Source organism: Rhizobium sp. 862_C5_N1_2 (assembly GCF_051811205.1).
Classification (GTDB): Bacteria; Pseudomonadota; Alphaproteobacteria; order Rhizobiales; family Rhizobiaceae; genus Rhizobium; species Rhizobium leguminosarum.
Genome location: NZ_JBPWPT010000001.1, coordinates 2,413,983 through 2,438,193 on the forward strand (window position 1 = coordinate 2,413,983; position 24,211 = coordinate 2,438,193).

Below are 24,211 nucleotides of genomic sequence, written 5' to 3' on the forward strand. Positions count from 1 at the left end.
GAGGGTGGACGAAAGCTGCCGTGCAGCTTCCGTCCGCACGGCCGTTCAGCCGCCAGCTGCGCAAGACGGCAGCTTGTAATCTGCCGGGCGATCGACGCCGGCTCGGAAGTTTTGGCCCACCGGCTTGAACCAGACATCCGACGACAATCCGTAGCGGGCGCCGATTTCCTTCATCTCGCAAGTCTTCCACATGTCAGCGATGATGGCGTCCATCTTCTGGCGCAGATCGTCGTTCTTCTGATTGAGGCCATAGACCACCTGGCCGAGACCGGTCAGCAGCGGGAAGTCCGGGCTGTTATCGGTGAAGGCAAGGAAGTGCATTTTCCAATCAGGGTTCTGCTTGATGGCATAGGAGACCACCGGCGGATCGCCGATGACCGCGTCGATGCGCCCGGCAATAAGATCGCGCACGGCCGCGTCGGACGTGTCGTAGAGCGAGAGCTGAAGATCTTTGATGCTCTTCAATTCCGGAATGAACGAAAAGCCGGTGATCGTGCCGATCTTCTTGCCTTCCAAATCGGAAAGCTTGTCCCAACTCGTCTTCGTCGATTGCATGATGCCATTTTTGAAGTAGTGGATCGGCTCAGACAAACTCATGATCTTCGTACGCTTTTCGGTCCAGCCCATGGTGCCGAGCATGACGTCGACGCGGCCTGACTGAACGGAGGCGATCGTACCCGACCATTCCATGAGCGCCGGCTCAATCTTGAGGCCGAGCTTGTCGGCAATGCGCTGCATGATTTCACCGTCGTAGCCTATCAGCTTCCCGTCCTGCCAGCCGGAGCCGGGCATGTCGCCGGTGAAGGCAACCGTCAGCTTGCCCTGCTCGGCAAGTTCGAAAGCATTGGCGATAGATGAAAGGGACATGAAGCTGCCTGCCAGCAGAGCGCACGTCACCATCCTTCTCGAAAGAGAAAGTGCCATTGTTCTGTGATCCTTGATTTGTTGGTTCCCCGGTCCGGTGGTTTCTGCTCCCCGGATGTCGCGTTCGACGAGAAGAAACTTGACACTGAAGACCGCGCCTGAATTTTATAAATCAGACATTTTCTTTGAAAAAAGGACATGGCTGCGCCATGATCACATCCGAGCAACCTCCTGAAGCATCCGCCGGCGAGCCAGACTATGTGCGCTGGCTCGACGATCTTTGGGCCGAGCGGCTTCTGGTCGCACGCGACCGAAAGGCCGATCTCTCCGTCGGCATTCTCCTCTGGCCGACCTTCCCGATGATGTCGCTGACGGGTATCGTCGAGCCTCTCAGGCATGCGGCGGACTTTGCCGACAATTCCCGCCCATTACATTGTCGCTGGTCGATCATGGGGGCTCCGGGCCATGCAGCGGTCGCCAGCTGCGGCATCCGGGTTCATGCCGATGCGCCCTACACCAACCCGACCGACTTCGACTACGTCGTGGTTATCGGTGGCCTCCTGCCACATCTGCGCGCTGCACCCAGCAAGCATCGCGACTATCTCAGGGTGGCGGCATCGGCAGGTGTCCCGGTAATTGGTGTTTGCACGGGCGCCTTCGTCTTGGCGCAGGAAGGACTGCTTGCCGGACGCAAGGCGTGCGTTCATCCGTTTCATGCGGAGGATTTCCGGATTGCCTTTCCGCGTCTTGCCTTCTCCACGCGCGATGATTTCCTGATCGAAAACGGTCGCATTACCGTGCCTGGCGGCGTATCGATCCTGTCGCTGATGACTGAACTCATCCGCACGCATTGCGGACCGGATCGGGCGGCTAAGGCGGTGCACCAGCTTTCGCTCACGGAGCAGAAGCACATGAGCGTCTTCGATCACGGCCGCGCCACAACATTTCGCCGCACAGAAGATTCGCGCATACAGCGAGCCGTCGTTCTCATCGAGAGTCGGAAAGGCCGCGACGTCTCACCGGAACAGGTGGCCTCTATGGTCGGCCTGTCGCCACGCCAGTTCGCGCGTCTCTTCCAGGACAATATCGGCATGACCCCGAAGCGCTTTATCGTCGAGACGAGATTGCGCTATGGCCGTTTTCTGGTCGAAAATAGCCCACTGCCCATGACGGCGATCGCCTTTGAAATCGGATTCTCCGACTCCGCCCATTTCGCGACCGCTTTTCGCAAGAAGTATGGGAAGCCTCCCAGGAGTTTCCGCTGATCTTTGTCGGGTCACCACGGCAGGATCGAAAACCGACTTCGACACCATTGCGATTTAATCGGATACGATTTATATAGGTCTCATCGTTAGAAAGCCCGGACAGGATGGACCGATGCCGACATCTAAAGCAGCTAAGGGGCCGGATATGCCCGCGCCCGCCTCCCCGCCGGCGGGCAAGGACGACCGGAAACTTTCGAATTTCCTGTGCTTCGCGGTCTATTCGGCAAATCTCGCCTTCGGCCGCGCCTATAAGCCAATCCTGGACGAGCTTGGCCTGACCTACACCCAATATATCGCTATGGTGGCCCTCTCCGAAGAGGACGACCAGACCGTCGGCGTGTTGGGGGAAAAGATGTTCCTCGAATCCAACACCCTGACTCCCATCCTCAAGAAGCTGGAGTCGAATGGTTTTATCACCCGTCACCGCGATCCCGCCGATGAACGGCAGGTGCGGGTCAGCCTGACGCCGGCAGGACGCCAACTGGTTGAAACCGATCCCGGCAACGCGCTGCTTGGCGCCATCGGCCTCGGCGACGACTTTCCCGTCGTGCAGAAATCGGTGACGACGCTACGCGACAACCTGCTGCGGTCAACGCAGGGCGAACCGGGGAAATCGTGATCGCGGCATCAGTCGCCTGATCCGGGCCGGGTCTACTGCCGCAGCGGCCGGAACGCCGTCCTAAGCTCGGCAGTGAAAGCCATCGGCTGTTCCCAGGCGGCGAAGTGACCGCCCTTCGGCAGCCGGTTGTAGTGGATGAGCTTCGGATAGGCCTTCTCCGCCCAGCTCTGCGGCGCCTGGTAGATCTCATCGGGAAAAGCACTGACCGCCACCGGGATCTTGATGCCCCTGGGGTCGAAGAACCCGCCCGACGGATGGTGCGCGTTGTCCCAATAGAGGCGTGCCGAGGAGATTGCGGGTTCGTCAGCCAGTAGAGCGTGACGTTGTCGAGGATATCGTCCTTGGTCAGCCCCTCGGGCTCTCCGTCGAAAACGCGGGCGATTAGCCGGTAACTGCGGATGTCGTGATCGAGCATCCACGACGCAAGCCCGACCGGCGAGTCGACGATGCCGTAAAGCGTCTGCGGCCGGTTGTTCATCTCGATGGCATAGCCCAGCCCATTCTTGTAGAAATCGTCGAGCTGATCGAAGGCGCGCCTTTCGTCCGGCGACAGGTCGGCTGGCGGCAAGAGCCTTGGCGATGTCAGCCGGAACCGTGGCCGCCATGTTCGTGTGGATGCCGAGCAATCCCGGCGGCTCCTGCACCGCCATCAATTCGGTGACCGCGTTGCCCCAGTCGCCACCCTGCGCCACGAACTTCGTGTAGCCGAGACGTTGCATCAGCGTCACCCAGGCGTGCGCGATGCGCGGCGGGTTCCAGTTCCCCGACCCCGTCGGTTTCCCGGAAAAGCCGTAGCCCGGCAAAGACGGGATCACCACGTCAAATGCGTCCTCTTCGCTCCCGCCATGCGCCGTGGGATCCGTGAGCGGTTCGATGATCTTCAGCTGCTCGATGACCGAGCCAGGCCACCCATGTGTGACGATCAACGGCAGCGCATTTTTGTGCTGGGAGCGCACGTGAATGAAGTGGATATCCAGCCCGTCGATCTCGGTGATGAATTGCGGCAAAGCATTGAGCCGCGCCTCCATCTTGCGCCAGTCGTAATCCGTCGCCCAATGTTTCGCGAGTTTCTGGATTGTCGCAAGCTGCACGCCCTGGGTATCGTCCGCGACGGTCTCCCTGTCAGGCCAACGGGTGGCCACGACGCGCCGGCGCAGATCGTCAAGCTGATCCTCGGGAAAATTGACGCTGAAGGGGATAAGCCCATCACCATTCGCCTGCGCGATGCGCGTCCCTGCAAGCATGGTCATGGCTCCGGCGGCGGCCGTGGCCGCAAGCAGCTCGCGCCGCGTGGGCGTTGATAGGGATGTGGGTGGCATGACGCTCTCCTCTCCGTTTGATCTGTTCGGAAACGGACGAAGATCGACTGACCGACCTCGTTCGCAGCAGCAGGTCATTCGCGTCTGTCCGGGGACTATGCGCCCGGGCAATACAGGGGTCAACTTACCCTGTCAGGCTGTACCTCGACTGTCTCGATGGACGACTGGTCATTGCAAAGAGCCGTGGCTGCGGGCAGCATCGGCGCGAGATTGATGAGGAGAGGAGAATGCATGCCCGACATCGCGATGGGCGTCTTGAGCCGGAACGGAACCGTTCTTCTGGCCAGGCGCAGTTCGGAGCGCAAGGTGCACCCGGATCGCTGGAGCCTCCCGGGCGGCCATATCGAAGAGGGTGAAGACGCCGAGACGGCAATGTGCCGGGAATTGATGGAAGAAATAGGCGTGACGCCGGAGCTCTGGCAGTTTGCAGGACGGTTCGGATCGGGAGGCCCGCCCGAAGCATCCGTCACGTTCCATGTCTATCACGTCGATAAATGGCACGGCCGGCCGCGACTTATCGGTGATGAACACACCGAGCTCAGATGGTTCACCGCCGCCGCGATAGAAAAAGAAGCCGAATTGGCCTTGCCTCAGCTCACTGAGATGCTGGCAAACCTGGCCATGCGGGAACCAGGCACACCCGCTTAGGTCTCTTGGCGGTCACGACGTCTCGCCGGCTGAACGGGTTTCAGCGCGCATGATGCTGGACGTCGCCAAGCGCACCAGCCTCCATCATCTCGGCCGCCCTCGCATAACCGCCGCCCATCCCGTCGAGGAAATGCAGGTGCGAATCCGGCCTGTCCGATGGCACGAGACAAGTCATCAGCGCATGCGACTGGCGGTGCAGTCCGAAGTTGATCTCGCCGCGCGCCCTTGCCGGAACGAGGATCGCTTCGACCCTGTCGATCTGTTCCGGCGTGCAGTCCAGCGTCAGGCGCAAACCGTCGTCGAACTTGCGGAAATCCGAATTGGCGGCGACCTCCGACCAGCCTTTCGCATCGACCTGCTTCCCACTTTCTCCTGACAAAGGAACACCGCCGGGAAGCGGATGAGACTGGCGCGGCGCGGCATCGAAAACCGCAAGCACACGTTTCCCCAGCGCCGCAAAGACCTCGGGACTGATATGGTCGCTTGGCTCGACCAGCAGCGACAGGATCTCGCCACGTTGGCTTGGGAACGGGGTCCAGTCACAGCTGAGGCCAGCCAGATCAGGCTTCGTCGCGTAGCGGCCCGGCTTGACCAGATACCGGCCGCTCTTGATCTGCTGCTCCGCCCATTTGAGCCCTCCCCCTGCAAACATCGCATAGGTCGCTTTTTCCGAAGCCGCATAGCGGGCAATTCTGACGTCGCGCCCACTATTGCGGATTTCACGCACGGTCAGCAGCCCGATCCGAAGGGAAAGATCGAGATCGCTTCTTGCAAAGCTCGCGACCTGCCGCAACGCCGAGGTCGCGGCCATGATGCCGTGCGGCGGCAAGGCGAATGCCGCCCCATCCCCACGAAACACGAAGGGGAAATCGAACGAACCCCAGGCATTGCCGAGCGCCGCGATAACAGATGCGCCGGCATAGTTGACGTCTTCATAGCGCCCTGACCGGATCGCCGCGGTCGAGCTGACGACGTCGGTGATGCCGATCAGCCAGTCATCGGGCAACGGCTCATAGACATCAGGATCGAGCACGAGCGAAAACTCGTCATAGGCCTGGTGCGGTTGGGCGTGGCTATTGATCATGGCGTATTCTCCAGATCGGCAAGATTTCCGGTGCCTGCTATCTCAGGAAGGGGTCTGCCGGCGATCGGCAGGCCCTCAGCATCAAATCCTCTGGCGGTGAGGTCTACCCTTCCGCGCTCAGACAAGCTTGGTTTCGACGTCGATATTGCCGTGTGTCGCCTTGGAATAAGGGCAGATGCCATGGGCTGCCTCGATCAGCTCCTGCGCGACGTCGCGATCGATGCCGGGCAGGCTGACATTGAGGCGCGCCCTGAGGAAGAAGGAACCGTTATCGACGTTAAGATCGATCTCCGCATCGACCTCGGGACCGGCCGGCAGCGTGATCTTCCGCTGCGAGGCGGCGAACTCGATGGCGCCGATATAGCAGGCCGACCAGGCGATGCCGAACAGGTTTTCGGCAGCTGGATGCGGTTGCGGCAGCTTGATGTCGATCGTGCCATCGCTGCTGCGTGCAGAGCCGTTGCGGCCGCCGGAGATGTGGGTTTTGCCGGTAAAGAGAAGCTTCTCGGTCATGGTGATATCCTTTCGGTTTTTATTACGCATACGATTAAATCGGATGCGCTCTAATACGCCGCACCAAAACCGATGTCAACAACATTCCGATTTAATCGGATACGATTTGTTTCTCCGCCAAACCCATCACATCAAGGCAATCCTCGACGGCAGCTGCGCGAGCAGACCTACCCGCTGAGCAAAGTCACGTCTTGCCCGGGAACAGAGCCCCCTATAGGTTCTGCCGGCAAGCGCGAGGTGGCGCCCGTGAAAAGCCCGCAGAGATGACATGTCCTCCATAACAGCAGACAATGCGGGACAGTATGGGGACAGCCGGAAGCTCACCGCGCGGGCTCGGCTGCACAGCCAATACACCATCGCCGAGACGGCCTGGTTTCCATGGGTTGCGGCGCGGTTGTCCCTGAAGCCAGGCGCTCGTGTCCTCGACGTCGGCTGCGGGCCGGCCTGGTTCTGGGCAGCAACGGCAGGTCTGCTGCCGGAGAATCTTGACCTGACGCTCGCCGACCTTTCACAAGGCATGGTCGACGAGGCGGTGGCGCGTTGCAGCGCCCTGCCATTCGGCTCCGTCCGGGGTTGCCAAGCCGACGCAGCCGCGCTCCCCTTCGAAGATGGCGTGTTCGATGCCGTGGTCGCGATGCATATGCTCTATCACCTGCCCAACCCGGCCGCCGGCATCGCGGACATGTCAAGAGTGCTGAAACCAGGCGGCTTACTCGCGGTCACAACCAACGGCGCCGGCAATATGCGCGAGATCTACGAGCTAACGACCATATTCGGCAGTGCCCCATCCGATCCGGCTGCCGAAGCCTTCGGATATGACGCTGCCGAACGATTGATGCGGTCGCAATTTGGAAACGTGAGCATGTCGCAGCATCCGGCAAGCCTGCGGATCACTGAGCCCGAGGATGTATTCCTGGCGCTCACCTCCTATCCACCCGGCGATGGCGCCGGCGAACTGCAGCTCACCAGGTTCCGTCAAGCCATTGCCGATGCGTTCAGGCAGTGCAACGGCGTGCTTGAGGTCCGCAAGGAAACTGCGCTGTTCTTGAGCAGGAAGACGGCCTGATCCGATCACTGCATCTGCTGCGACGTTACGAGCGCGGCCGGCCGTCGTCGAACAGCGTGGCGAGCCACTGGTAGTATCGCGGCTGCTGCTCTCGCAGCTGGCTGCGCGAATAAGGCGGCCGATCGATGTCACCGAACAGGTAGACGCTGGCCGTGACCGCGAAGAACTCGTGACCATTGCTCATCATGTAGGAATCGCCCGGCCAGACCCGCCGGCCGATATCGAAGAATTGCTTGACATCGGGATTGTCGAATCCGCCCGGAAGCATCCGGTCGTGGTAGGCATGCAGAAGTTCATGCAGGATGATCGGCTTGTCGGGCGCAAGACTTTTGACGCGCAGGTCGATGCCGGTCTTGCTGCTGTAATGGCCGGGCCCGGCTTTTGCGGCGGCTGGGTTGGCCCAGATCCTGATCGTGCGCATGAAGGTGAGAACATCGGGTTTAAGATCGACATGCTCGACAATGTCGAGCTGCCGCTTGACGGCCGCGACCATCTCCCGGTCGGGCTCCGCGCCCTTGGCGTTGGTGAGATCGACCTGCCATCCATGATAGTTGAAAACCAGCGGATCGGCTGACGCCGCCCCCGCTGCCGAGATCATGATGGCGATGGCGGCGCAAAGCGCCAGAATTCTCGAAATCGGTCTCACGGCCCCTCCTCAACATGTCCGACGCGGACTGTTGCACAGGCACCCTGAAGGCACAATCGCGTCATCACGGCGTTGATGTCGCGCGCATAAAGTCGGGGAAATGCCGATGTCGCCGAGCGGCGCTCAGACCTTCTCTTTCTTCCTGATTTTTTCCTTCGGTTCCACCGGCGCATCGGGCGTCGGGGCCAGAAGTTTGCGCAGCGATCCGATCTTGTCCTTCACCAACGGCCGGAAGCGCGTCGCGCGATAGGGCATGTCGGCAGCACCATAACCCTCCGGCCCGTCGTCATTGCCGCGATTGATTTCCGCAAGCTTCACCCCGATGAAGGTGCCGTCGATATAATGGGTATATTCGCCCACCCAGCGGATCGTATAGATCTCGCCTTTGCGGATGAGCTGGTCGATGCTGACATGCTTGAAGGTATCGTTGATGCAGACGACCTTCTGGCCGACGTGGAAATCATAGCTCATGGATCAAACTCTCGAAACGGCAATCCGCCTGGCCGATCTATAGCGTGCCCTGCGGCGGGGATGAACCGTTTTCTGCCAGCCGGCCCAATTGCGGCCGCAACATCAGCATCCGCCGCATGGTTCAGGAGGACATGCATCAGTCGCAATAGGCCTTGCCGCTTTTGCGGGAGCGAAGATCGAAGTGGAAGTGGTTCCAGTGCTCCGGGTTGCTGCCAGGCCCCAGCACGGTGTTGAAATAGCGGCAGCTGTCGCTGCGCACCGCCTTCAGCAGCCGCCCCTCGCGCAGCGAGAACAGGCCCTTCTTGCGCACGTCGATCTCGTGGCCGTTCTTCAGCACGAACTTGCCGACGTCGATGGCGTTGCCGCGGGCGTGTTCCGACATCGGATTGTATTTCTGCCGGCTGTTGTTCATGCGCCGGCAGGAATAGCCGCCGAGCGGCTGGATCGTCTTGATGCCGGACCAGTAACGGTAGCGGGCGGACGGTGCCAGTTCGTTCTTGACCCATTTGGCGAAGGCGAGCGTCACCTGGCAGTTCAGCGTTACAGCCGGGCGGACGCCGATATTGCCGGAAAGCCCCTTCAGCGACACCGGATAAGGCACCTGGCAGGCCGGGCCGTTCGAAATCGGCGGCTTGTCGTCGAAGAGCACGCCCATGCGCTTCAGCTCGCGCCGGCAGGCAAGCTCGGACGATGGCATGACGCTGGGATCGACGGGTGCCGCCGGCTCGCTCATCATCGGATTGTTCGGCCGCAGCATCGCGACCTCTTCGCTCTCGTCCTCTTCGGGAACACGGGTCGGCGCCACCACCGGGCTGCCGTCGTTCCAGGCGGGCGCCCGGCTCATCTGCGTCTGCGCAGCCGGCTGCGGCATTGGTTGCTGCGCGGGCTGGCGCATAGGCTGGTTGAGCTGCGTCGGATTTTCGGTGCCGATGCCGTCGACAACAGGCTCGGTGGCATTGCCCTCGGCGATCTGCTGCTGTTGTTCCTGCGCCAGCCCGACGACCGGCTCGGCCCCGAGCTCATCATCCATGTTGACGCCGCCGGATGGGATCGCAAGATCCTGCGTGCCGCCCCAGTTCTGGTTCTGCTGCGCCAGCGCCTCGTCACTGTCGATCATCGGCAGCTTGCGCCCCGGTGCGGTTTGCGGCGGAGCGGCTCGTGCAGCGTGGCCGGTACCGGCAAGGTTCGGCGTGTCAAGGTAATCGACGGAGCCCTGGCCAACGGGCGCGCTGGAAATCGGATAGGAGGCCTGACTTTCCACAGGTGCCATTCGGACCGAGGGCGCCATGCGCGCCGCTGGCGCCCGCGCGGGCGAGATCGAGCTGACCCTGGTGCCGTTGTCGACATTGGCCGGCGGCACCAGTCCGTCGCTGATCGAACAGGTGGTCAGCGCCGCCGAAAGGATAACGGGCAAAAGGGTTCGCCGAGGAAAGGAAACAAACGCCATACTCTTATCGCTTCCGCAGGCTGGCTGGGCAGTGACCGAAAAAACTCACTCTAATTTTAATTAAAAACGGTGAATGAAAACTTACCGGCACAATCTGAACGCGACGGAATTGAAAAAGGCCGGTTTCCCGGCCTTTGATCTCTCCGCTTCCTCACGCTGCCCGTGTGTATCGGGTTCCTGCTGACTGCTCCCCGCGCAGGCGGAAATTCGCAAGCAGCGTCTTCAGCTGGGTGCTCTCGTCGGCGAGCGTGCGGCTTGCCGCCGTCGTCTCCTCGACCATTGCAGCATTCTGCTGGGTCATCTGATCCATATGGTTGACGGAACCGTTGATCTCGTTCAGCCCGGTCGACTGCTCGCGTGCCGCCGTGGCGATCGAGGCGACGTGGTCGTTAACCTGATTGACCAGCGCCTCGATTTCCAGCAGCGCTTCGCCCGTCGAGCGCACCAGCGCCACCCCGCCCTCGACTTCCGTCGCCGATCGGCTGATCAGTTCCTTGATCTCCTTGGCCGCATTGGCGGAACGCTGGGCGAGTTCGCGCACCTCTTGCGCAACGACCGCAAAGCCGCGGCCCGCTTCGCCGGCACGTGCGGCCTCGACGCCCGCATTCAGCGCCAGAAGATTCGTCTGGAAGGCGATCTCGTCGATGACCGAGATGATCTGACCAATGCGGTTGGAGGAATCCTCGATCCGGCCCATCGCGGTCACCGCATTGCGGACGATCTCGCCGGATTTTCCGGCACTTGCCTTGGTCTCGGCCACCATCTCGCGCGCCTCGTTCGCCCGTTCGGATGCCGTCTTGACCGTCGCGGTGATCTCGTCGAGCGCTGCCGCCGTCTCTTCGAGTGCGGCCGCCTGCTGCTCCGTGCGCTTCGACAGGTTGCCGGTCGCCTCGCTGATGTCGGAAGCGCTTTCGTTGACGACATGGCTCGATTCGGCGATCGCATGGATCACGCCGTTCAGTGCATCGACAGCGGCGTTGAAATCGCCCCTCAGCTTGGCGTAATCCTCGCCGATATCGCCGATCGCAACCGTCAGGTCACCGCCCGCAAGCTTCTCCAGGCCGACGCCGAGCGCCTGCATCGCTAGAGTTTGCCGCTCGGACGCCGAACGCAGACTTGCCTCGTTGCCGCGACGCTCTTCCTCGATCTGCCGCTGCCTATCGTCTTCCCGCCCGCGCAGCGCGCTACGCTCATCGACGGAGTCGCGCAGCACCAGCAGCACCTTGGCCATCTGGCCGATCTCATCGCGACGGTCACTGCCGGCGATCTCCACCGATGCTTCTTCGGCGGCAATCGCGTTCATCGCTGCCTTCAGCCGGGCGATCGGCGCCGTGACGCTGCGCACGATGGCATAGGCGATCGCGATCGTGGCGGCGGCGCCAAGCAGGCAGAGCACTGCGGCCCACATCGCGTTCTGGCGATAGAGCGCGGCAAGATCATCCGCATAGACACCGGTGCCGACGATCCAGCCCCAGGGCTCGAAACCGGCGACATAGGAATACTTCAGCACTGGCTGGTCGGCGCCCGGCTTCGGCCAAAGATAATCGACGAAGCCCTTGCCGTCCTTCTTCACCTTGTTGACGAACTCAACGAACAGGAACTTGCCCGTCGGATCCTTCATCTGGGAGATATCGGTGCCGTTCAGCTGCGGCTTGATCGGGTGCATCACCATGGTGGGACGCATGTCGTTGATCCAGAAATAACCGTCGGCGCCGTAGCGCATCGCGCCGATCACGTCCTTGGCGGCCGCCTGCGCCTGTTCGCGGGTCATCGTGCCCGCCTGTTCCATCTTGTAATATTTGTCGAAGATGCCGAGCGCCGTCGCATCCATTTGCGCCAGCCCCGCCTTCCGCTCCGCTTCCAGCTCGGAATAAGAATAGTTCAGAAAGAAGACCATCGTCGCCGCAAGCACGGCAAGCGTGAATCCGACGAGGCAGTAGAGACGGGTGGAAATCTTGACGTTGCGCATGAGGTTCCCGGCGATTCTTGTATTTGAGATCGATCGCATTCTGAATTGCCGGAATTACTGGAGCGTAAAGCTTAATTAGAAGGCAATTAAATAACGTAAGGTCAGGTGACAGCCGTAAAATTCAACCATTTGAAATCGAATGAAATTTCAATCGGCAAAGGCGGCAAGATTTTTCCCGCCGGCTGCCTCTAGCACCCGGCATTGCTGTCTTTTACAGCCCACGGCCTTTGCACTAGGGTACTCTCCAGTGAATCGCCGGCCCGACGCCGCACCCAGATGGAGAAAACTTGATGACCGATGCCGCCAAGCCGAGAGGCGAACTGACGCTGCGCACACTTGCGATGCCCGGTGATGCCAATCCGGCTGGCGATATCTTCGGCGGCTGGGTCATGGCGCAGATGGACCTTGCCTCCGGCATCCGCGCCACTGAGCGCGCCAGGGGCCGTGTCGTCACTGCCGCCGTCAAGGAGATGGCTTTCGAGCTGCCGGTCAAGATCGGCGATACGCTGTCGGTCTATACCGATATCGAGCGCGTCGGCCGCACCTCGATCACGCTCTGCGTCGAAGCCTGGGCGAACCGCGCCCGTTATGCCAAAATGGAAAAAGTGACGGCCGGCACCTTCATCATGGTGGCGCTCGACGAAGAGGGCAAGCCCAAGCAAGTCCCCGAGGAGTGACAGGCCGGGGATCGACAACATGGAAACGGTCAGCTCGCCGGAGGTCTTCCTTCACATCAAGGTGGTGATGGGCATGGTCATCAGCCTTTCGCTCGCCAGGGTGCTGACCGGCGTTGCCGGCATCGTCCAGCATCCAGCCAAGGCCAAGGTCTACCCCATCCATCTCGGCTGGGCGCTGTCGATGTTCCTGTTCATCATCCATATCTGGTGGTGGGAATATCGCTTGCAGGCCGTGCCGGCCATCGGCTTTGGCATCTATCTCTTCCTGATCTGCTTCTGCAGCCTGTTCTTCCTGCTCTGCGCCCTGCTCTTTCCTGCCTCGCTCGACGAATATGGCGGCTACGAAGAATATTTCATTTCCCGGCGCAAATGGTTCTTCGGCATCCTCGGCCTGACCTACGCCGTCGATATTCTCGATACGGCGATCAAAGGTCATGAACGCATCCTCTCTCTCGGCTGGGAATATCCCGCGCGCAACATTGTCTACATCATCCTCTGCACCATCGCCGCCTGGACTCCCAACCGCCGCTTCCACGCCACCTTCGTCATCGCCAACCTGATCTACCAGATAAGCTTCATCTTCCGCCTCTATGATGTTCTAGGGTGAGGCCCGGTCCCGCTCGCGGGAGTGATCGATCCAGTGGATCGATCACAGGGCCGAACGCCCCGAGCCATGCGAAGGGCCGGGCAGCGGCACCCACCCACTTTTCCTCATTTCTGTCCTTGTTGGAAGAAGTTCGGGTCTCTGGTGAATATCTGACGTCTAGATTCTACGCATATACCCAAACACGGAGACCAAGATGGAAGCTAAGACGGTTTGGGCTTGGTACAAGCAATTCTCGCATGATCCGGCCGCAGTGTATGACCGCATCTCAGAAAATTTTTTAAAACGTGTCGATCCGGCAGAGATTGCAAGATTTAAGGATGAATTTGGGCCGGTGATTCCTGAGGTCTACGAAAGGTTCCTCATAGAGATTGGAGCCGGGCGCCTGACAGAGGATATCACGCATAAAACAACTATAGCTTACTACAATTGCTTCCCGTCCCCTTCCGAGATTGCTGAAATTTTGAGGCGGGAAACGGTAGATTGGCTAATCTATCCGGAATTTATCGATGATGATGAAATACCTTGCTTCGAACTTCACAACAGTTCTGTTCTTGTTTTCAAGAAAGGCGAAGATGCCATTTATTTTCCGTTTGGAGTTACAAAGTTCGCCGATTCCTTTGACGAGTTTCTTTTCAAATTGATGTCGGATTGTGAATTCTATACGCATCGCGATTAGGCTTGTGGCGGATACAGATCGATTGCAGCAGCGAACGCCCAGAGCCCAAGCGAAGGGCCGGGCAGCCGCAAACTCCATATCCCCACAGCCGTCACAAACATCACTGGCCGGCATCCGTCACCCGCCACACCCCACCCGCCCAACGAAACCAAGCGGCCGCATAATGCGCAGCACATGCAAACGCCCCCAGTATCGCGATGTGATGCAAAAAGAACCCGATCGTGGACTCCTGGAAGTCCCAGAAATCGATCGACGGCCGGGCCATGAGCCGGTCTCCGATTCCCATGACGAACAGGCTGTGAATGCCGTATGCGGCAATTGCGCCCGCAACGGCACGAAGGCATGCGGTCCGGATCGCGTTTGGCGGCCCAACCCGTAAGAGCTTGCCAGTGACCACCATGATCATCGACCAGTGAAGGCCAAGATGGACGGCAGCGAGGATGAACGCCCAATAGGCCGCAAGGATGTGAATTTCGCGTGCCGTCCGCCCGCCGCTCAAGGGAAGGAAAGCAAACACCGAGCGGGAAATCAGCACGCTGGTCACCAGCAATGCTGATATCGCCAAGGCGATCGAGATATTCGAAGCGATTGTCAGAAAACTCGGCCTGCCGCGCGCCGCCTTCGGAAGCCTCGCCCACCAGCGTCTGTTGAAGACGTTGTGCGAGACGAGAAGAATGAACATACCCGTGCCGATCAATTCATGCGTGGTGTTGTCGAGCCACCAATAGGCGAGCGCGACAAAAAGCAGTCCGGCCGCGGTCAAGTCGAGCACGAGGCGGATCACGAAAAAAGCACTCACGATGCGACGCCCTCGCCGGGGTCTCGATCCGGCCTAGTCAATGACGGCTCCGTCAAATTCCTTGAGAGCGTCGAGAGTGTAGAGGAAGTCTTCGTCGGCCCTGGACGAATGACAGGACTGACACCGCGCCGTGTTCTCGGCCATGTTGACGCTGCCGTCCGGCTTGAACCATTGGAACTGCCAGTCGCCAGTGCGACGGTCTTCGTCATAATCGCCGCCCCAGCCGGGACCCTTTTCCATGACGAAGGTGCGATAGACTTCCCCATCACGGTAATCGACCAGCACGAAGTGCGTACCGTCTGGAACAGGCTGCCCGTTCTTCACCGCCTGGATCGCTTCGTTCGTCGTCATGATGTGCTCAGTCACGTTGCCGCGCCTGACGGTCGTGTAATGAACGAGGCCAGCCAATTCGGGCAGCGTCGTCCGGTTCGGCTCGGCGTCGACCTTCCACCCGACCAGAACCGCGACGCCGGCCATGGCAAAGAGGATGGAAATGCGCTTGATGAGATGACGCATGGATGTCTTTTCCTGGTTTTGTGCGGAAGATTCGGGCGACCGGCTTCGGCAAAAGCGGAAGGCCCCTCGTCTCATTCACGTCCGAACACGTCTTTCGCGACGGCAACGGCCGAGACCGCATTCGGCCAGCCGGCGTAGAAGGCAAGGTGGGTGATCGTCTCGATCAGCTCGTCCTCGGTCACACCGTTCTGGCGGGCCATGGCAAGATGGGATCTGAGCTGGTCGGGACGGTTCATAGCGATCAGCGCGGCAACAGTGACCAGGCTGCGATCCCGCTTCGACAGCTGCGGGCGCTCCCATATGTCGCCATAGAGGACGTCGTCGGTCAGTTCAGCCAGCTTCGGCGCGGTCGCGCCCATCAGCTGCTGGGCGCGTGAGCGCCGGGACTTGTCGTCCCCTTCTGCCGGTGTCTGAGCACTGACGACGCCCGGCAGAACGGCCAGCATCATGCCTGCCGACAGCATCAGGTTTCCCAACAGTTGTTTCATGGTCTTCACCTCATGATTTCCGGGATCAGTCGAGCTTCTTCTCGCGGAGGAACGTCGAGACCAGATCGGCGATCTCTACGTTGTTCAAGTCGGAGAACGCGAAGTGGGTGTTGCCGCGGATGCCAATTTCGGGAAGGTGCACGACGGTGACATCGCCGCCATGCCTGTTCACCGTGTCGCGCCACAGACGCGCCATTGCCAGGCGCACCCGCCAGCTGTCCTGTGCCGGCATCGTCGTCGGCTGGTCGGGAATGTTGTCGCCGTAGTAGATGATAATCGGGATCTTCGTCAGCTTGATGAAGTCGTCCATCGGCACCGGCACGCCCTTCAGCGTGTCGAAGGCGCTCGGCATATCGGCTGGGACCTCGCCTGCCGGGAATACGAAGCTGCTGCCGGGTTCGAAGGCAACGATGGCTTTAACCCTGTCGTTCTTGATGGCCGTTAGCCAGCCCGGTCCGCCGCCCTGCGAGTGAGTGAAAAGAATGCCGGGACCGATTTTCTCGAACAGCTTTGCCACCGCATTCGACACGACGTCCATGTCGAACGGCCCGGTGTTCGGCGTCATCGCGCGAAAATACTGGTTCAGCGCTTCCGGATCACGGGAGAATTGCACGCCGTCGAAATAGTTCGGCCAGATGCCGACACGGAACTGGTTGAACCAGAGCTGCTCGTCTGGCGTCGGCTTCACTGTTGTCTCGGCCATGCTCCGTCCCGCTCCGCCCCGGCGCGGCTGGTCGACGAGATAGGTGGAGAAACCTCGACGCAGGAAGATGTTCTGGAAGCCTTCGCGGCCGTCGGGCGTCGTCTCCCAGGTCTTGGAGAATTGTCCGGCACCGTGCCACATCACGATCGGGTACTGACGCGGGTTTGCCGGCACCTGATAGAAGACAAAGGCATGATCGCCGTGATAGGTCTGCCCCGAGGGATCGAGAGGTTTCAGCGGGTCGAAAGTTCCGGGCGCCGTCGTGCTGGTTCCTCCGACGGCAAAGCTGCCCTGCTCCTGGATAACCAATGGCTCGGGCTTTACCGCATCGGCAGCTGTCGCCAATGGCGCGGCAAGCTGCGCTGAGGCAAGCAGCAATGCGGCCAGGGTGTTGGACAATCCATATCGCATGTAGGCTTCTTCGTTTCAGATGGCGAGAAGGTAACGGCAACGGACCGAAAGGATTAGACGCCTCGGACAGCTAGGGTCTATTAGGCGGACTAATTAATCACGAGCTGTTGATAAGCCGTGATGGAATAAAATCGGCATTACTTTCCTCTATAGCGGAGCGCATCGACGAACAGGGTGAAGGCGGGAGATGCATGCCGCCTGTTCGGATAGTAGAGATGGTATCCAGGGAAGGGTTGGCACCAGTCCTCCAGAACCCGAATCAGCCGCCCGTCTTCAATGTAGGACTGAACCTGGTCCTCGGGCATGTAGGCCAGTCCCAACCCGTCCAGCACGGCGCCGATCCGCATGGCGATGTTATTGAACACCGTTTGGCCCTCGACACGGACGCGCAGTTCACGTCCGTCCTTCTCGAACTCCCAGGGATATATCGTCCCGTGCGTCGGCAGCCGCATATTGATGCAGTTGTGAGCCGTCAGATCTTGCGGGACATCAGGGCGCGGATGGTGGTCGAAATAGGAGGGCGCGCCAACAACCGCCATGCATACCTCGGGGCCGATCCGAACCGCGATCATGTCCTTCGCCAAATGCTCGCCGAGCCGGATGCCGGCGTCGTAACGCTCCGCGACGATGTCGGTCAGGCCGTAGTCGACGATCACCTCGACATTGATATCGGGATTATCAGGAAGAAATCGCGCCAATGCCGGGGCGAGAACGGAAATCGCAGGATGCTCGCCTGCCGTGATGCGAATAGTGCCAGCCGGCCGCTCGCGCATTTCGCTCAAGGCGGCGATCTCGAATTGGATTTCCTCAAATCTCGGTCCAACCCGTTCCAGCAGACGTTCCCCTGCCTGTGTCGGCGACACGCTTCTGGTCGTGCGGGTCAAGAGGCGAAGCCCCAGCTTCTCTTCGAGACCGCGCACCGTCTGGCTCAACGCCGATTGCGACACGCCGAGCTTGGCGGCGGCCCTGGTGAAGCTCCGTTCCCTGGCGACGGTGAGAAAGGCGACGAGTTCGTTGAAATTGTTGTCCTGGGGCATTCATTAGTCCGCCTTATAGGTCCATGCGCATTACAGCATCTAATCGAAAGCTGACACGAGGACTAAGTTCACGTCAACTCAACTGCGAGACCTGGGGCAGCCGCTGCGTCCGATGACGCTTCTTCGCCTTCGCCTCGCAAAACAAGCGCGGATACGACCATGAAAATACGCAATATCGGCGATCTCCAAGTCTCGGCACTCGGTCTCGGCTGCATGAGCATGAGCGTCGCCTACGGCCCGCCCGCCGACGAAGGCGACATGATCAGATTGATGCGCACCGCCCATGAGCAGGGCGTGACCTTCTTCGACACGGCCGAAGCCTATGGCCCTTTTGCCAATGAAGAGCTTGTCGGCAAGGCGCTCGCACCGATCCGCGACCAGGTGGTCATCGCCACCAAATTTGGCTTCGATATCGATCAGCAAACCGGTGAACGCCGCGGCGGCACGAACAGCCGCCCCGATCATATCAAGGCGGTTGCCGATGCCTCGCTGCGCCGACTGAAGACGGATCGCATCGACCTGTTCTACCAGCACCGCGTCGATCCCGACGTGCCGATCGAAGACGTGGCGGGCGCCGTCAAGGACCTGATCGCGGCCGGCAAGATCAAACATTTCGGCCTTTCCGAAGCCGGCGTTCAGACAGTCCGCCGCGCCCATGCCGTTCAGAAAGTGACTGGCGTCCAGAGCGAATATTCGCTCTTCTGGCGCGGCCCCGAAGCGGAACTGCTGCCCGTCCTTCAGGAACTCGGCATCGGTTTCGTGCCCTTCAGCCCGCTCGGCGCAGGCTTCCTGACCGGCAAGATCGACGAGAACACCAAGTTCGATGCGAGCGATTTCCGCAACATCGTGCCACGCTTTTCACCTGAGGCGCGCAAGGCCAATTTTGCGCTCGTCGACCTGATCAGGCGGATCGGCGATCGCAAGGGCGCAACACCCGCACAGATCGCCCTCTCCTGGCTGCTGGCCCAAAAGCCATGGATCGTTCCGATCCCGGGAACAACGAAGCAGCATCGGCTGGAAGAGAATCTCGGGGCGGTAGACGTGGACCTGCTCGCCGACGACCTCGCCGAGATCGACGCAGCCCTCTCCGGCATCGAAGTCCAAGGCGAGCGGCTTCCCGAGGCAGCACTGAAGATGACCGGCCGATAAGGCTTGTCGCCGATGCCGCCCGCCCTTTCGCTTGGGCTCAGGGCGTTCGGCCTCTGCGATCGATTCACTGGATCGATCGCCCACGCTTTGCGAGATCGGGCCTACCCCCGCAGAAACTGCGATCCCTTGTCGAACCCCAGTCCCGGAAAGATCTTCCCCGTCAAATCATCGGCAGACACATCGAACTGCCGGTACAGCATCGCCGCGGCGAGCTCGCGCACGTCGGCGGTCGGAATCAGGTCGCGGTCGTCGAGCAACTGGCCGTCGCCGATGCCCGGCCAACGGCCGAGGATGCGGCCGCCGTTGATGGCGCCGCCGGCAAGCAGCGCGCAGCCGCCGGTGCCGTGGTCGGTGCCGGCTGAGCCGTTCTGGCGCACGGTGCGGCCGAACTCCGTCATGGCAAGCACCACCGTCTTTGCCCAGATCTCAGGCCCGAGCGTGGTCTTCAACGTATTGATCGCCTGCGAAAGGTCCTGCACCGGCCGCTTGAACTGGCCGGCCTGGCCGATATGCGTGTCCCAGCCGCTGATCGAGAAGCTGGCGATGCGGTAATCGCCCTTCAGCATGTTGCCGGCGAGCGCCGCCACATCGGCGATCTTGGCGCCGCGCAGCCCCTCCGGCTCGACCATCATCGAGGCGCTGTCGGCCCGCGTCGCCTCGGCAAGCGCTTCGGCGAACGGCGGATCGCCGGCATAGAGCCGCGCCAGGAACTGCATCTCGTCGCGCGCCGGCGCCAGATTGGAATCCGACGCCCAGACATCGACATTGTTGGGTCCGGAGAGGATCAGCTCCGTCGAAGTGTTGATGTCGATCGCCTTGCGCGCATCCGAGCGCGGAATGACGGCGAGCGCCCGGTTCAGCCAGCCGGTCTTTTCCTCGGCGACATGCTCGCCACCGGATTCCAGCATGTCCTGCCCGTCGAAATGGCTGCGCTGGTCGCGGTAGGGCGTCGACACCGCATGCACGAAGGCGAGCTCCCGGCTCTTCCACAGGGGCATCAGCTCGGCGGCCGCTGGATTGAGGCCAAAATGGCCATCGAGATCGAGAAGCCCGGTATCGGGCGTCAGCGCCAGTGTCGGCCTGAGCGCCGCAAAGCCGGCATCGCCATAGGGCTGCACAAGATCCAGCCCGTCCATCGCGCCGCGCAGCACGATGGTGACGAAACGGTTGTCACCCGGCATCGCCGCGAAAGTGACCGGCGTGAAGATGGGGGCGGCGGCAAGACAGCAGGCAGAGGTCAGAAAGCCGCGGCGGGACAGCGAAATCCGGTTCGTGGGCAGCGTCATGGGCGGGGCCTCCTAAGCAGGTTCCGGAAAAGTGTCCAACGGTTTTCCGGCCAGAACCTGCGACAAAACCAAAAAGCTAAGCAGACGAAGCGTTGGCTTGCCAACGAAAGTCTGCTTAGCGGCGATTGAATTCGGGCGATGCCAGCACCAGCGTCAGCCCGCTGATCTTGTTCGGCGCCTGCGATACCACGCGGATCGTCTCGTCGCGGGCGGCATCGGCAAGCGTCGACTTCAGGAATTCACGCGGATCCTGGTCGCGACCGAACTGGGCCGCGGCCCGCCTTGCCCAGGCCAGCCGCTCAGCGAGCTGGCTGCCGGTGATCCAGGCGGAGAAGCCTTCCTCGAAACCGGCCGGGCTCGGCGGCAGCCAGGTCGGCTGCCCCATGCGCTTGAGTGCCCCCTGCCCCAGCGCCCGCGCCGTCTGGAAGGCTTTGAGGCGCTTCTCCCTCGCCTCGCCGGCGGGATCCGTCGGCACCGGCGCTCCTGCCATGCCAGGCGTGTTCGCTGCCATGTCGCCCTCGTCGGTACCCTGCTGGTTGGCGGCCAGGAAACTGCCGACGACGCCGTTGACCGGTCCCGCATTCAAAGCCCTCAGGCCGGCGACGACGTAGTCGAAAGGCTGGCGCGCCTTGGCGCCCTCGTCGCGCCAGGCGGCGGGATGGTCGAGCATCGCAGTGTAGACGGCGGTGAGGTCGCCATCCGTTTTCTTCCAGGCTTCGGCCATGTCGGACACCATCCCCTCGTCGGGCTGGTCGGAGATGAAATGCACCGCGAGCTTGCGGCTGATATGCGCCGCCGTCTTCGGATGGAGCGCGAGATCGTCGAGCATGTCGAGATAATCGTCGCGCGAGCGCCTGCGCCCGCCATAGCTGACGCCGAGCACCTCATGCGAGCCGGGTTCTGATATATTTGGCCGGAAGGCAATGTCCATCTCCTTGCGGTCGATGGTGAGCCCCGTCAGTACCATGGCAGCCGCCGTGACGTCCGCCTGGCTATAGCCGCTGCCGGCGCCGAGCGTGTGCAGCTCCAGCAGTTCGCGGCCGAGATTTTCGTTCAGCCCCTTGTTGCGTTTCATGCCGCCGGCCGAATCCGGCCCGAGTGAATCCGCCTGGTCGAGATAGATCAGCATGGCCGGATGGGCGGTGGCATTGCGCAGCAGATCGCCGAACTTGCCTGATATGAACGGCCGGACCGCCTCGGCCTCGTAGAGCGGCACGATGAGGCGCATCGGCAGGCTCTTGTTGGCGCTGGTGGAGAAATGATCGGTCCAGAAGGTCGCCAGCCGCTCGTAGAAGCCGTACGGCGACAACACCGCCTGCATCAGCCGCAGGTTCGCATCATGTTGAAACTGCTGCTGCGCCTGATGCTGCACCCCTTTGCGGATCTCGCGCTGCGTCGTATCGTCGGTCACCGTCTTGGCGTCCTGCCGGATCTGCTTGAGCTGCTGCTGCAGGCTGAGAATCGCCTGGTGGCGCATGTCTGGGCCGCCGAGGGGAAAGTCCGGCATCGCCGCCTCCCCCTTGCGCAGCTGGCCGATGAGCTCGTCCTTGCTGCTGGGCGGCGCCTCGCCCGGCCGGAAGCCATAACCGAACCGGATCGCCGCCATGGTTGGGAAAGACAGGCTCATGGCCGTTCACCTCATGATCACCGCTTAAGCAATTCCAACAAAAGTGCGTCGCGGTTTTGTGTCCGGAATTGCGTCAAACAAAAGCCAGAGCATTTCCGTGCCCGGAAATGCTTGAGGTGACAGGCTGCCAGCCGATTGCGACGCCAATCTGTAGGAAATGTGGCGATATCTAGACATGGACGATTTGTAATCTGTTGAAAAGGCTAAAGTTTATGCACGAAAGATGAAGGATGCACCAATTGCGATCAGGGCAAAGCCGATCGCATGGTTCCAGGTCAGGTTCTCGCCCAGCCAGAAAATCGAGAAGCCGGAAAAGACGATCAGCGTGATCACCTCCTGCATCGTCTTCAACTGAGCCGTCGTATAGACCGCCGATCCGATGCGGTTCGCCGGCACCGCCAGGCAATATTCAAAGAAGGCAATGCCCCAGCTGACGATGATGGCGAGGAAGATCGCGCTGCTCTTGTGCTTCAGATGCCCGTACCAGGCAAAGGTCATGAAGATGTTGGAGGCAAACAGCATGACGACGGGCCAGACGGCGGCGGGAGAAAAGGACATGGAGAAACTCGGGGGCTGTGGAGGAAGGATCGAGCCGGTGAGATGTCGGCGGGCTTTACCTAGCACGCCGCCATCCGACGGCAAGCCCTCAAGGCTCGGACCAATCGTCTCATGACAGATTGGGATCAGCGGCAACTTGCGCAGCGGCTTGCCTTCCAGCATCACCCTGTTGCGGTCAACGTTTTACGATCGCATCTGCGGTTGCAAAGTGCTCAAGAGCTGAAAGGCCGGCGACATCGCCGCCGGCCTTCATAACCGTAGGCAGCGCTAGATTCGCATCGCGCCATGCGGTTCCTCGGCCTCCTCCGTGCCGAAGCGGACATCCTTCTTCTCGTAGCCGAAGCCGGCAAGGGCCGCGACGATGAACGCCACCACGGCCGCGACGATCAGGAGCGCATAGGCATAGTCGCCGTCCCAGCGGGCGGCCAGCCCCGCCTGCAGCTTTGCATTGCCCGAGGCGAGCAGGTTACCGAGCTGGTAGGCGAAGCCGGGAAAGGTGCCGCGCACCTCGTCCGGGGACAGCTCGTTCAGATGCACCGGCACGATGCCCCAGGCGCCCTGGACGAAGAACTGCATCAGGAAAGCGCCGATGGCGAGCAGCACCGGCCCCGGCGCATAGGCCCAGAGCGGCGCGACGGGTACCGCGATCAGCGCGGCGATGACGATGGCCTTCTTCCGGCCGATCCGCTGCGACAGTGCGCCGAAGAACAGCCCGCCGCAGATCGCCCCGATATTGTAGACGATGGCGATGGCGCCGACCGTATAGCTCGAATAGTTGCGCTGGGTTTCGAGGAAAGTCGGGTAGATATCCTGCGTGCCATGGCTGAAGAAGTTGAACGCCGTCATCAGGAGCACTGCCCAGATGAACAGCGGAATATTCTCGCGCAGCACCGTCCGGAATGGTCGCCGCCCCTTGGCCTGCCGCTTCAGGAAGGCTGGGCTTTCCTCGACATTGCGCCTGATGTAGAGCACCAGCAGCGCCGGCACCGCGCCGACAAAAAACATGCCGCGCCAGCCGATGACCGGGAAGAGCAGGAAGAACACGATCGAGGCGATCAGATAGCCCGAGGGATAGCCCGCCTGCAGGATGCCGGAAACGATGCCGCGGCTTTCCTCCGGCACCGTCTCCATGACCAGCGAGGCGCCGACGCCCCATTCGCCGCCCATGGCGATGCCATAGAGCGCCCTGAGCACAAGAAACATCGTGAGCCCCGTGGAAAAGCCCGTCAGGAACTCGAACAGCGAATAGAGCAGCACGTCGGCCATCAGCGTGATGCGTCGCCCGTAGCGGTCGGCGGCCAACCCGAAGATCAATGCGCCGAGCGCCCGCATGGCAAGCGTCGGGAAGATCGCCACCGAGACGGCGGGAACGTCGGTATGGAATTCCTCGGCGATATATTTGAGAACAAAGACGAGAATGAAGAAATCGAAAGCGTCGAGCGTCCAGCCGAGATAGCTGGCGATCACGGTGTTGCGCTGCTGCGGCGTCAGCCGGCGCAGGCTTTCCAAAGCGGACATCTGATATTCCTCCGTCCGAAAGCGGCGGCGAGGCGGGCAATTCCGGATGCCGTCGGAAGGGGTGCCCGAAACGGGCGGGTGAGCTGTCAAGGGCTGCTGTTGCGCGGGGAGCGCTCGGTCGCAGTCGAGACAGCGGGGATAATGTCAGCGATATTGGCCTAGTTCCATCACGTTTTACGTGATCGACGCTGCCTTGCAGAGGCGCGGCAGCATCGGGCGCTCCCATTCCCCGACATGGGAACCTCGAC

24 protein-coding genes and 1 pseudogene are annotated in these 24,211 nt (G+C 61.1%); 8 read left to right on the forward strand and 17 right to left on the reverse strand.

Annotated features, from left to right (window positions below):
* Window positions 1–45 precede the first annotated feature (45 nt).
* Window positions 46–924, reverse strand: a complete 879-nt coding sequence (locus ACD590_RS12210) for an ABC transporter substrate-binding protein (protein ID WP_439002631.1) — start codon at window positions 922–924, stop codon at window positions 46–48.
* Window positions 925–1,073: 149 nt separating this feature from the next.
* On the opposite strand from ACD590_RS12210, the gene ACD590_RS12215 reads away from it, so the two are divergent.
* Window positions 1,074–2,129 (forward strand): GlxA family transcriptional regulator, encoded by a 1,056-nt coding sequence (locus ACD590_RS12215; RefSeq protein ID WP_193446587.1) that lies wholly within the window; start codon window positions 1,074–1,076, stop codon window positions 2,127–2,129.
* Between the two features lie 145 nt (window positions 2,130–2,274).
* Window positions 2,275–2,748, forward strand: coding sequence for a MarR family winged helix-turn-helix transcriptional regulator (locus ACD590_RS12220; RefSeq protein ID WP_439002632.1), 474 nt, complete (start codon window positions 2,275–2,277; stop codon window positions 2,746–2,748).
* Window positions 2,749–2,780: 32 nt separating this feature from the next.
* On the opposite strand, the pseudogene ACD590_RS12225 reads toward ACD590_RS12220, so the two are convergent.
* Window positions 2,781–4,067: pseudogene (locus tag ACD590_RS12225) on the reverse strand (epoxide hydrolase family protein).
* Window positions 4,068–4,298: 231 nt separating this feature from the next.
* Between ACD590_RS12225 and ACD590_RS12230 the strand changes: the two are divergent.
* Window positions 4,299–4,715, forward strand: coding sequence for an NUDIX hydrolase (locus ACD590_RS12230; protein ID WP_168331922.1), 417 nt, complete (start codon window positions 4,299–4,301; stop codon window positions 4,713–4,715).
* Between the two features lie 40 nt (window positions 4,716–4,755).
* Here the strand turns inward: ACD590_RS12230 and ACD590_RS12235 are convergent, their stop codons facing one another.
* A complete protein-coding gene (locus ACD590_RS12235) occupies window positions 4,756–5,799 on the reverse strand; it encodes a DUF3095 family protein (protein WP_047621028.1) in 1,044 nt (347 codons plus the stop codon).
* Window positions 5,800–5,916: 117 nt separating this feature from the next.
* The gene (locus tag ACD590_RS12240; RefSeq protein ID WP_047621029.1) at window positions 5,917–6,312 is read right to left on the reverse strand and encodes an Ohr family peroxiredoxin; all 396 of its coding nucleotides are present in this window, start codon (window positions 6,310–6,312) and stop codon (window positions 5,917–5,919) included.
* A gap of 268 nt (window positions 6,313–6,580) precedes the next feature.
* Between ACD590_RS12240 and ACD590_RS12245 the strand changes: the two genes are divergently transcribed.
* Window positions 6,581–7,378: a class I SAM-dependent methyltransferase gene (locus tag ACD590_RS12245; RefSeq protein WP_439002633.1), complete on the forward strand. Its 798-nt coding sequence runs from the start codon at window positions 6,581–6,583 to the stop codon at window positions 7,376–7,378.
* 25 nt (window positions 7,379–7,403) lie between these two features.
* Here the strand turns inward: ACD590_RS12245 and ACD590_RS12250 are convergent, their stop codons facing one another.
* The 4 genes from ACD590_RS12250 to ACD590_RS12265 form a co-directional block, all read right to left on the reverse strand.
* The gene (locus tag ACD590_RS12250; RefSeq protein WP_018242479.1) at window positions 7,404–8,024 is read right to left on the reverse strand and encodes a hypothetical protein; all 621 of its coding nucleotides are present in this window, start codon (window positions 8,022–8,024) and stop codon (window positions 7,404–7,406) included.
* Window positions 8,025–8,147: 123 nt separating this feature from the next.
* Window positions 8,148–8,495 carry a hypothetical protein gene (locus tag ACD590_RS12255; RefSeq protein WP_003560309.1) on the reverse strand — a complete coding sequence of 116 codons (348 nt, stop codon included), beginning with the start codon at window positions 8,493–8,495 and terminating at the stop codon, window positions 8,148–8,150.
* A 136-nt stretch (window positions 8,496–8,631) separates the two neighbouring features.
* Complete coding sequence (locus ACD590_RS12260; RefSeq protein ID WP_439002634.1) at window positions 8,632–9,942, reverse strand: extensin-like domain-containing protein; 1,311 nt, start codon at window positions 9,940–9,942, stop codon at window positions 8,632–8,634.
* 151 nt (window positions 9,943–10,093) lie between these two features.
* Window positions 10,094–11,911, reverse strand: coding sequence for a methyl-accepting chemotaxis protein (locus ACD590_RS12265; protein WP_026188429.1), 1,818 nt, complete (start codon window positions 11,909–11,911; stop codon window positions 10,094–10,096).
* Window positions 11,912–12,201: 290 nt separating this feature from the next.
* On the opposite strand from ACD590_RS12265, the gene ACD590_RS12270 reads away from it, so the two are divergent.
* The 3 genes from ACD590_RS12270 (at window position 12,202) to ACD590_RS12280 (ending at window position 13,871) form a co-directional block, all read left to right on the forward strand.
* On the forward strand, window positions 12,202–12,588 hold the full coding sequence (locus ACD590_RS12270) for an acyl-CoA thioesterase (RefSeq protein ID WP_003560314.1): 387 nt from the start codon (window positions 12,202–12,204) through the stop codon (window positions 12,586–12,588).
* 19 nt (window positions 12,589–12,607) lie between these two features.
* A complete protein-coding gene (locus ACD590_RS12275) occupies window positions 12,608–13,195 on the forward strand; it encodes a hypothetical protein (protein ID WP_018447223.1) in 588 nt (195 codons plus the stop codon).
* 193 nt (window positions 13,196–13,388) lie between these two features.
* Complete coding sequence (locus tag ACD590_RS12280; protein WP_113541968.1) at window positions 13,389–13,871, forward strand: SMI1/KNR4 family protein; 483 nt, start codon at window positions 13,389–13,391, stop codon at window positions 13,869–13,871.
* A 100-nt stretch (window positions 13,872–13,971) separates the two neighbouring features.
* On the opposite strand, the gene ACD590_RS12285 is transcribed toward ACD590_RS12280, so the two are convergent.
* The 5 genes from ACD590_RS12285 to ACD590_RS12305 form a co-directional block, all read right to left on the reverse strand.
* On the reverse strand, window positions 13,972–14,670 hold the full coding sequence (locus tag ACD590_RS12285) for a DUF4405 domain-containing protein (protein WP_439002635.1): 699 nt from the start codon (window positions 14,668–14,670) through the stop codon (window positions 13,972–13,974).
* A gap of 33 nt (window positions 14,671–14,703) precedes the next feature.
* Window positions 14,704–15,186, reverse strand: coding sequence for a cytochrome P460 family protein (locus ACD590_RS12290; RefSeq protein ID WP_018447220.1), 483 nt, complete (start codon window positions 15,184–15,186; stop codon window positions 14,704–14,706).
* Between the two features lie 71 nt (window positions 15,187–15,257).
* Window positions 15,258–15,674: a carboxymuconolactone decarboxylase family protein gene (locus tag ACD590_RS12295; RefSeq protein WP_204361346.1), complete on the reverse strand. Its 417-nt coding sequence runs from the start codon at window positions 15,672–15,674 to the stop codon at window positions 15,258–15,260.
* Window positions 15,675–15,699: 25 nt separating this feature from the next.
* Window positions 15,700–16,788: an alpha/beta hydrolase gene (locus ACD590_RS12300; protein WP_439002636.1), complete on the reverse strand. Its 1,089-nt coding sequence runs from the start codon at window positions 16,786–16,788 to the stop codon at window positions 15,700–15,702.
* Window positions 16,789–16,925: 137 nt separating this feature from the next.
* Window positions 16,926–17,825 carry a LysR family transcriptional regulator gene (locus ACD590_RS12305; protein ID WP_018242487.1) on the reverse strand — a complete coding sequence of 300 codons (900 nt, stop codon included), beginning with the start codon at window positions 17,823–17,825 and terminating at the stop codon, window positions 16,926–16,928.
* A 159-nt stretch (window positions 17,826–17,984) separates the two neighbouring features.
* Here ACD590_RS12305 and ACD590_RS12310 point away from each other — a divergent pair, with 159 nt between their 5' ends.
* Window positions 17,985–18,974: an aldo/keto reductase gene (locus tag ACD590_RS12310; protein WP_115157372.1), complete on the forward strand. Its 990-nt coding sequence runs from the start codon at window positions 17,985–17,987 to the stop codon at window positions 18,972–18,974.
* 101 nt (window positions 18,975–19,075) lie between these two features.
* Here the strand turns inward: ACD590_RS12310 and ACD590_RS12315 are convergent, their stop codons facing one another.
* From ACD590_RS12315 to ACD590_RS12330, 4 genes are all read right to left on the reverse strand, one after another.
* The gene (locus ACD590_RS12315) at window positions 19,076–20,260 is read right to left on the reverse strand and encodes a DUF1501 domain-containing protein (RefSeq protein ID WP_439002637.1); all 1,185 of its coding nucleotides are present in this window, start codon (window positions 20,258–20,260) and stop codon (window positions 19,076–19,078) included.
* A gap of 115 nt (window positions 20,261–20,375) precedes the next feature.
* Complete coding sequence (locus ACD590_RS12320) at window positions 20,376–21,887, reverse strand: DUF1800 domain-containing protein (protein ID WP_026230796.1); 1,512 nt, start codon at window positions 21,885–21,887, stop codon at window positions 20,376–20,378.
* Window positions 21,888–22,097: 210 nt separating this feature from the next.
* On the reverse strand, window positions 22,098–22,445 hold the full coding sequence (locus ACD590_RS12325; RefSeq protein WP_003560330.1) for a DMT family protein: 348 nt from the start codon (window positions 22,443–22,445) through the stop codon (window positions 22,098–22,100).
* A 267-nt stretch (window positions 22,446–22,712) separates the two neighbouring features.
* Entirely contained in the window at window positions 22,713–23,963 is a 1,251-nt protein-coding gene (locus ACD590_RS12330) for an MFS transporter (protein WP_439002638.1), read from the reverse strand.
* Between the last annotated feature and the right edge of the window lie 248 nt (window positions 23,964–24,211).

What these genes read in the sequence shown, in the direction of transcription:
- ACD590_RS12310 (WP_115157372.1), top strand. Translation starts at nt 17,985, where the DNA reads ATGAAAATACGCAATATCGGCGATCTCCAAGTCTCGGCACTCGGTCTC.
- ACD590_RS12215 (WP_193446587.1), top strand. Translation starts at nt 1,074, where the DNA reads ATGATCACATCCGAGCAACCTCCTGAAGCATCCGCCGGCGAGCCAGAC.
- ACD590_RS12300 (WP_439002636.1), bottom strand. Translation starts at nt 16,788, where the DNA reads ATGCGATATGGATTGTCCAACACCCTGGCCGCATTGCTGCTTGCCTCA.
- ACD590_RS12210 (WP_439002631.1), bottom strand. Translation starts at nt 924, where the DNA reads ATGGCACTTTCTCTTTCGAGAAGGATGGTGACGTGCGCTCTGCTGGCA.
- ACD590_RS12240 (WP_047621029.1), bottom strand. Translation starts at nt 6,312, where the DNA reads ATGACCGAGAAGCTTCTCTTTACCGGCAAAACCCACATCTCCGGCGGC.
- ACD590_RS12330 (WP_439002638.1), bottom strand. Translation starts at nt 23,963, where the DNA reads ATGTCCGCTTTGGAAAGCCTGCGCCGGCTGACGCCGCAGCAGCGCAAC.
- ACD590_RS12255 (WP_003560309.1), bottom strand. Translation starts at nt 8,495, where the DNA reads ATGAGCTATGATTTCCACGTCGGCCAGAAGGTCGTCTGCATCAACGAT.
- ACD590_RS12290 (WP_018447220.1), bottom strand. Translation starts at nt 15,186, where the DNA reads ATGCGTCATCTCATCAAGCGCATTTCCATCCTCTTTGCCATGGCCGGC.
- ACD590_RS12320 (WP_026230796.1), bottom strand. Translation starts at nt 21,887, where the DNA reads ATGAGCCTGTCTTTCCCAACCATGGCGGCGATCCGGTTCGGTTATGGC.
- ACD590_RS12230 (WP_168331922.1), top strand. Translation starts at nt 4,299, where the DNA reads ATGCCCGACATCGCGATGGGCGTCTTGAGCCGGAACGGAACCGTTCTT.
- ACD590_RS12260 (WP_439002634.1), bottom strand. Translation starts at nt 9,942, where the DNA reads ATGGCGTTTGTTTCCTTTCCTCGGCGAACCCTTTTGCCCGTTATCCTT.
- ACD590_RS12270 (WP_003560314.1), top strand. Translation starts at nt 12,202, where the DNA reads ATGACCGATGCCGCCAAGCCGAGAGGCGAACTGACGCTGCGCACACTT.
- ACD590_RS12295 (WP_204361346.1), bottom strand. Translation starts at nt 15,674, where the DNA reads ATGAAACAACTGTTGGGAAACCTGATGCTGTCGGCAGGCATGATGCTG.
- ACD590_RS12315 (WP_439002637.1), bottom strand. Translation starts at nt 20,260, where the DNA reads ATGACGCTGCCCACGAACCGGATTTCGCTGTCCCGCCGCGGCTTTCTG.
- ACD590_RS12280 (WP_113541968.1), top strand. Translation starts at nt 13,389, where the DNA reads ATGGAAGCTAAGACGGTTTGGGCTTGGTACAAGCAATTCTCGCATGAT.
- ACD590_RS12265 (WP_026188429.1), bottom strand. Translation starts at nt 11,911, where the DNA reads ATGCGCAACGTCAAGATTTCCACCCGTCTCTACTGCCTCGTCGGATTC.
- ACD590_RS12305 (WP_018242487.1), bottom strand. Translation starts at nt 17,825, where the DNA reads ATGCCCCAGGACAACAATTTCAACGAACTCGTCGCCTTTCTCACCGTC.
- ACD590_RS12275 (WP_018447223.1), top strand. Translation starts at nt 12,608, where the DNA reads ATGGAAACGGTCAGCTCGCCGGAGGTCTTCCTTCACATCAAGGTGGTG.
- ACD590_RS12325 (WP_003560330.1), bottom strand. Translation starts at nt 22,445, where the DNA reads ATGTCCTTTTCTCCCGCCGCCGTCTGGCCCGTCGTCATGCTGTTTGCC.
- ACD590_RS12220 (WP_439002632.1), top strand. Translation starts at nt 2,275, where the DNA reads ATGCCCGCGCCCGCCTCCCCGCCGGCGGGCAAGGACGACCGGAAACTT.
- ACD590_RS12245 (WP_439002633.1), top strand. Translation starts at nt 6,581, where the DNA reads ATGTCCTCCATAACAGCAGACAATGCGGGACAGTATGGGGACAGCCGG.
- ACD590_RS12235 (WP_047621028.1), bottom strand. Translation starts at nt 5,799, where the DNA reads ATGATCAATAGCCACGCCCAACCGCACCAGGCCTATGACGAGTTTTCG.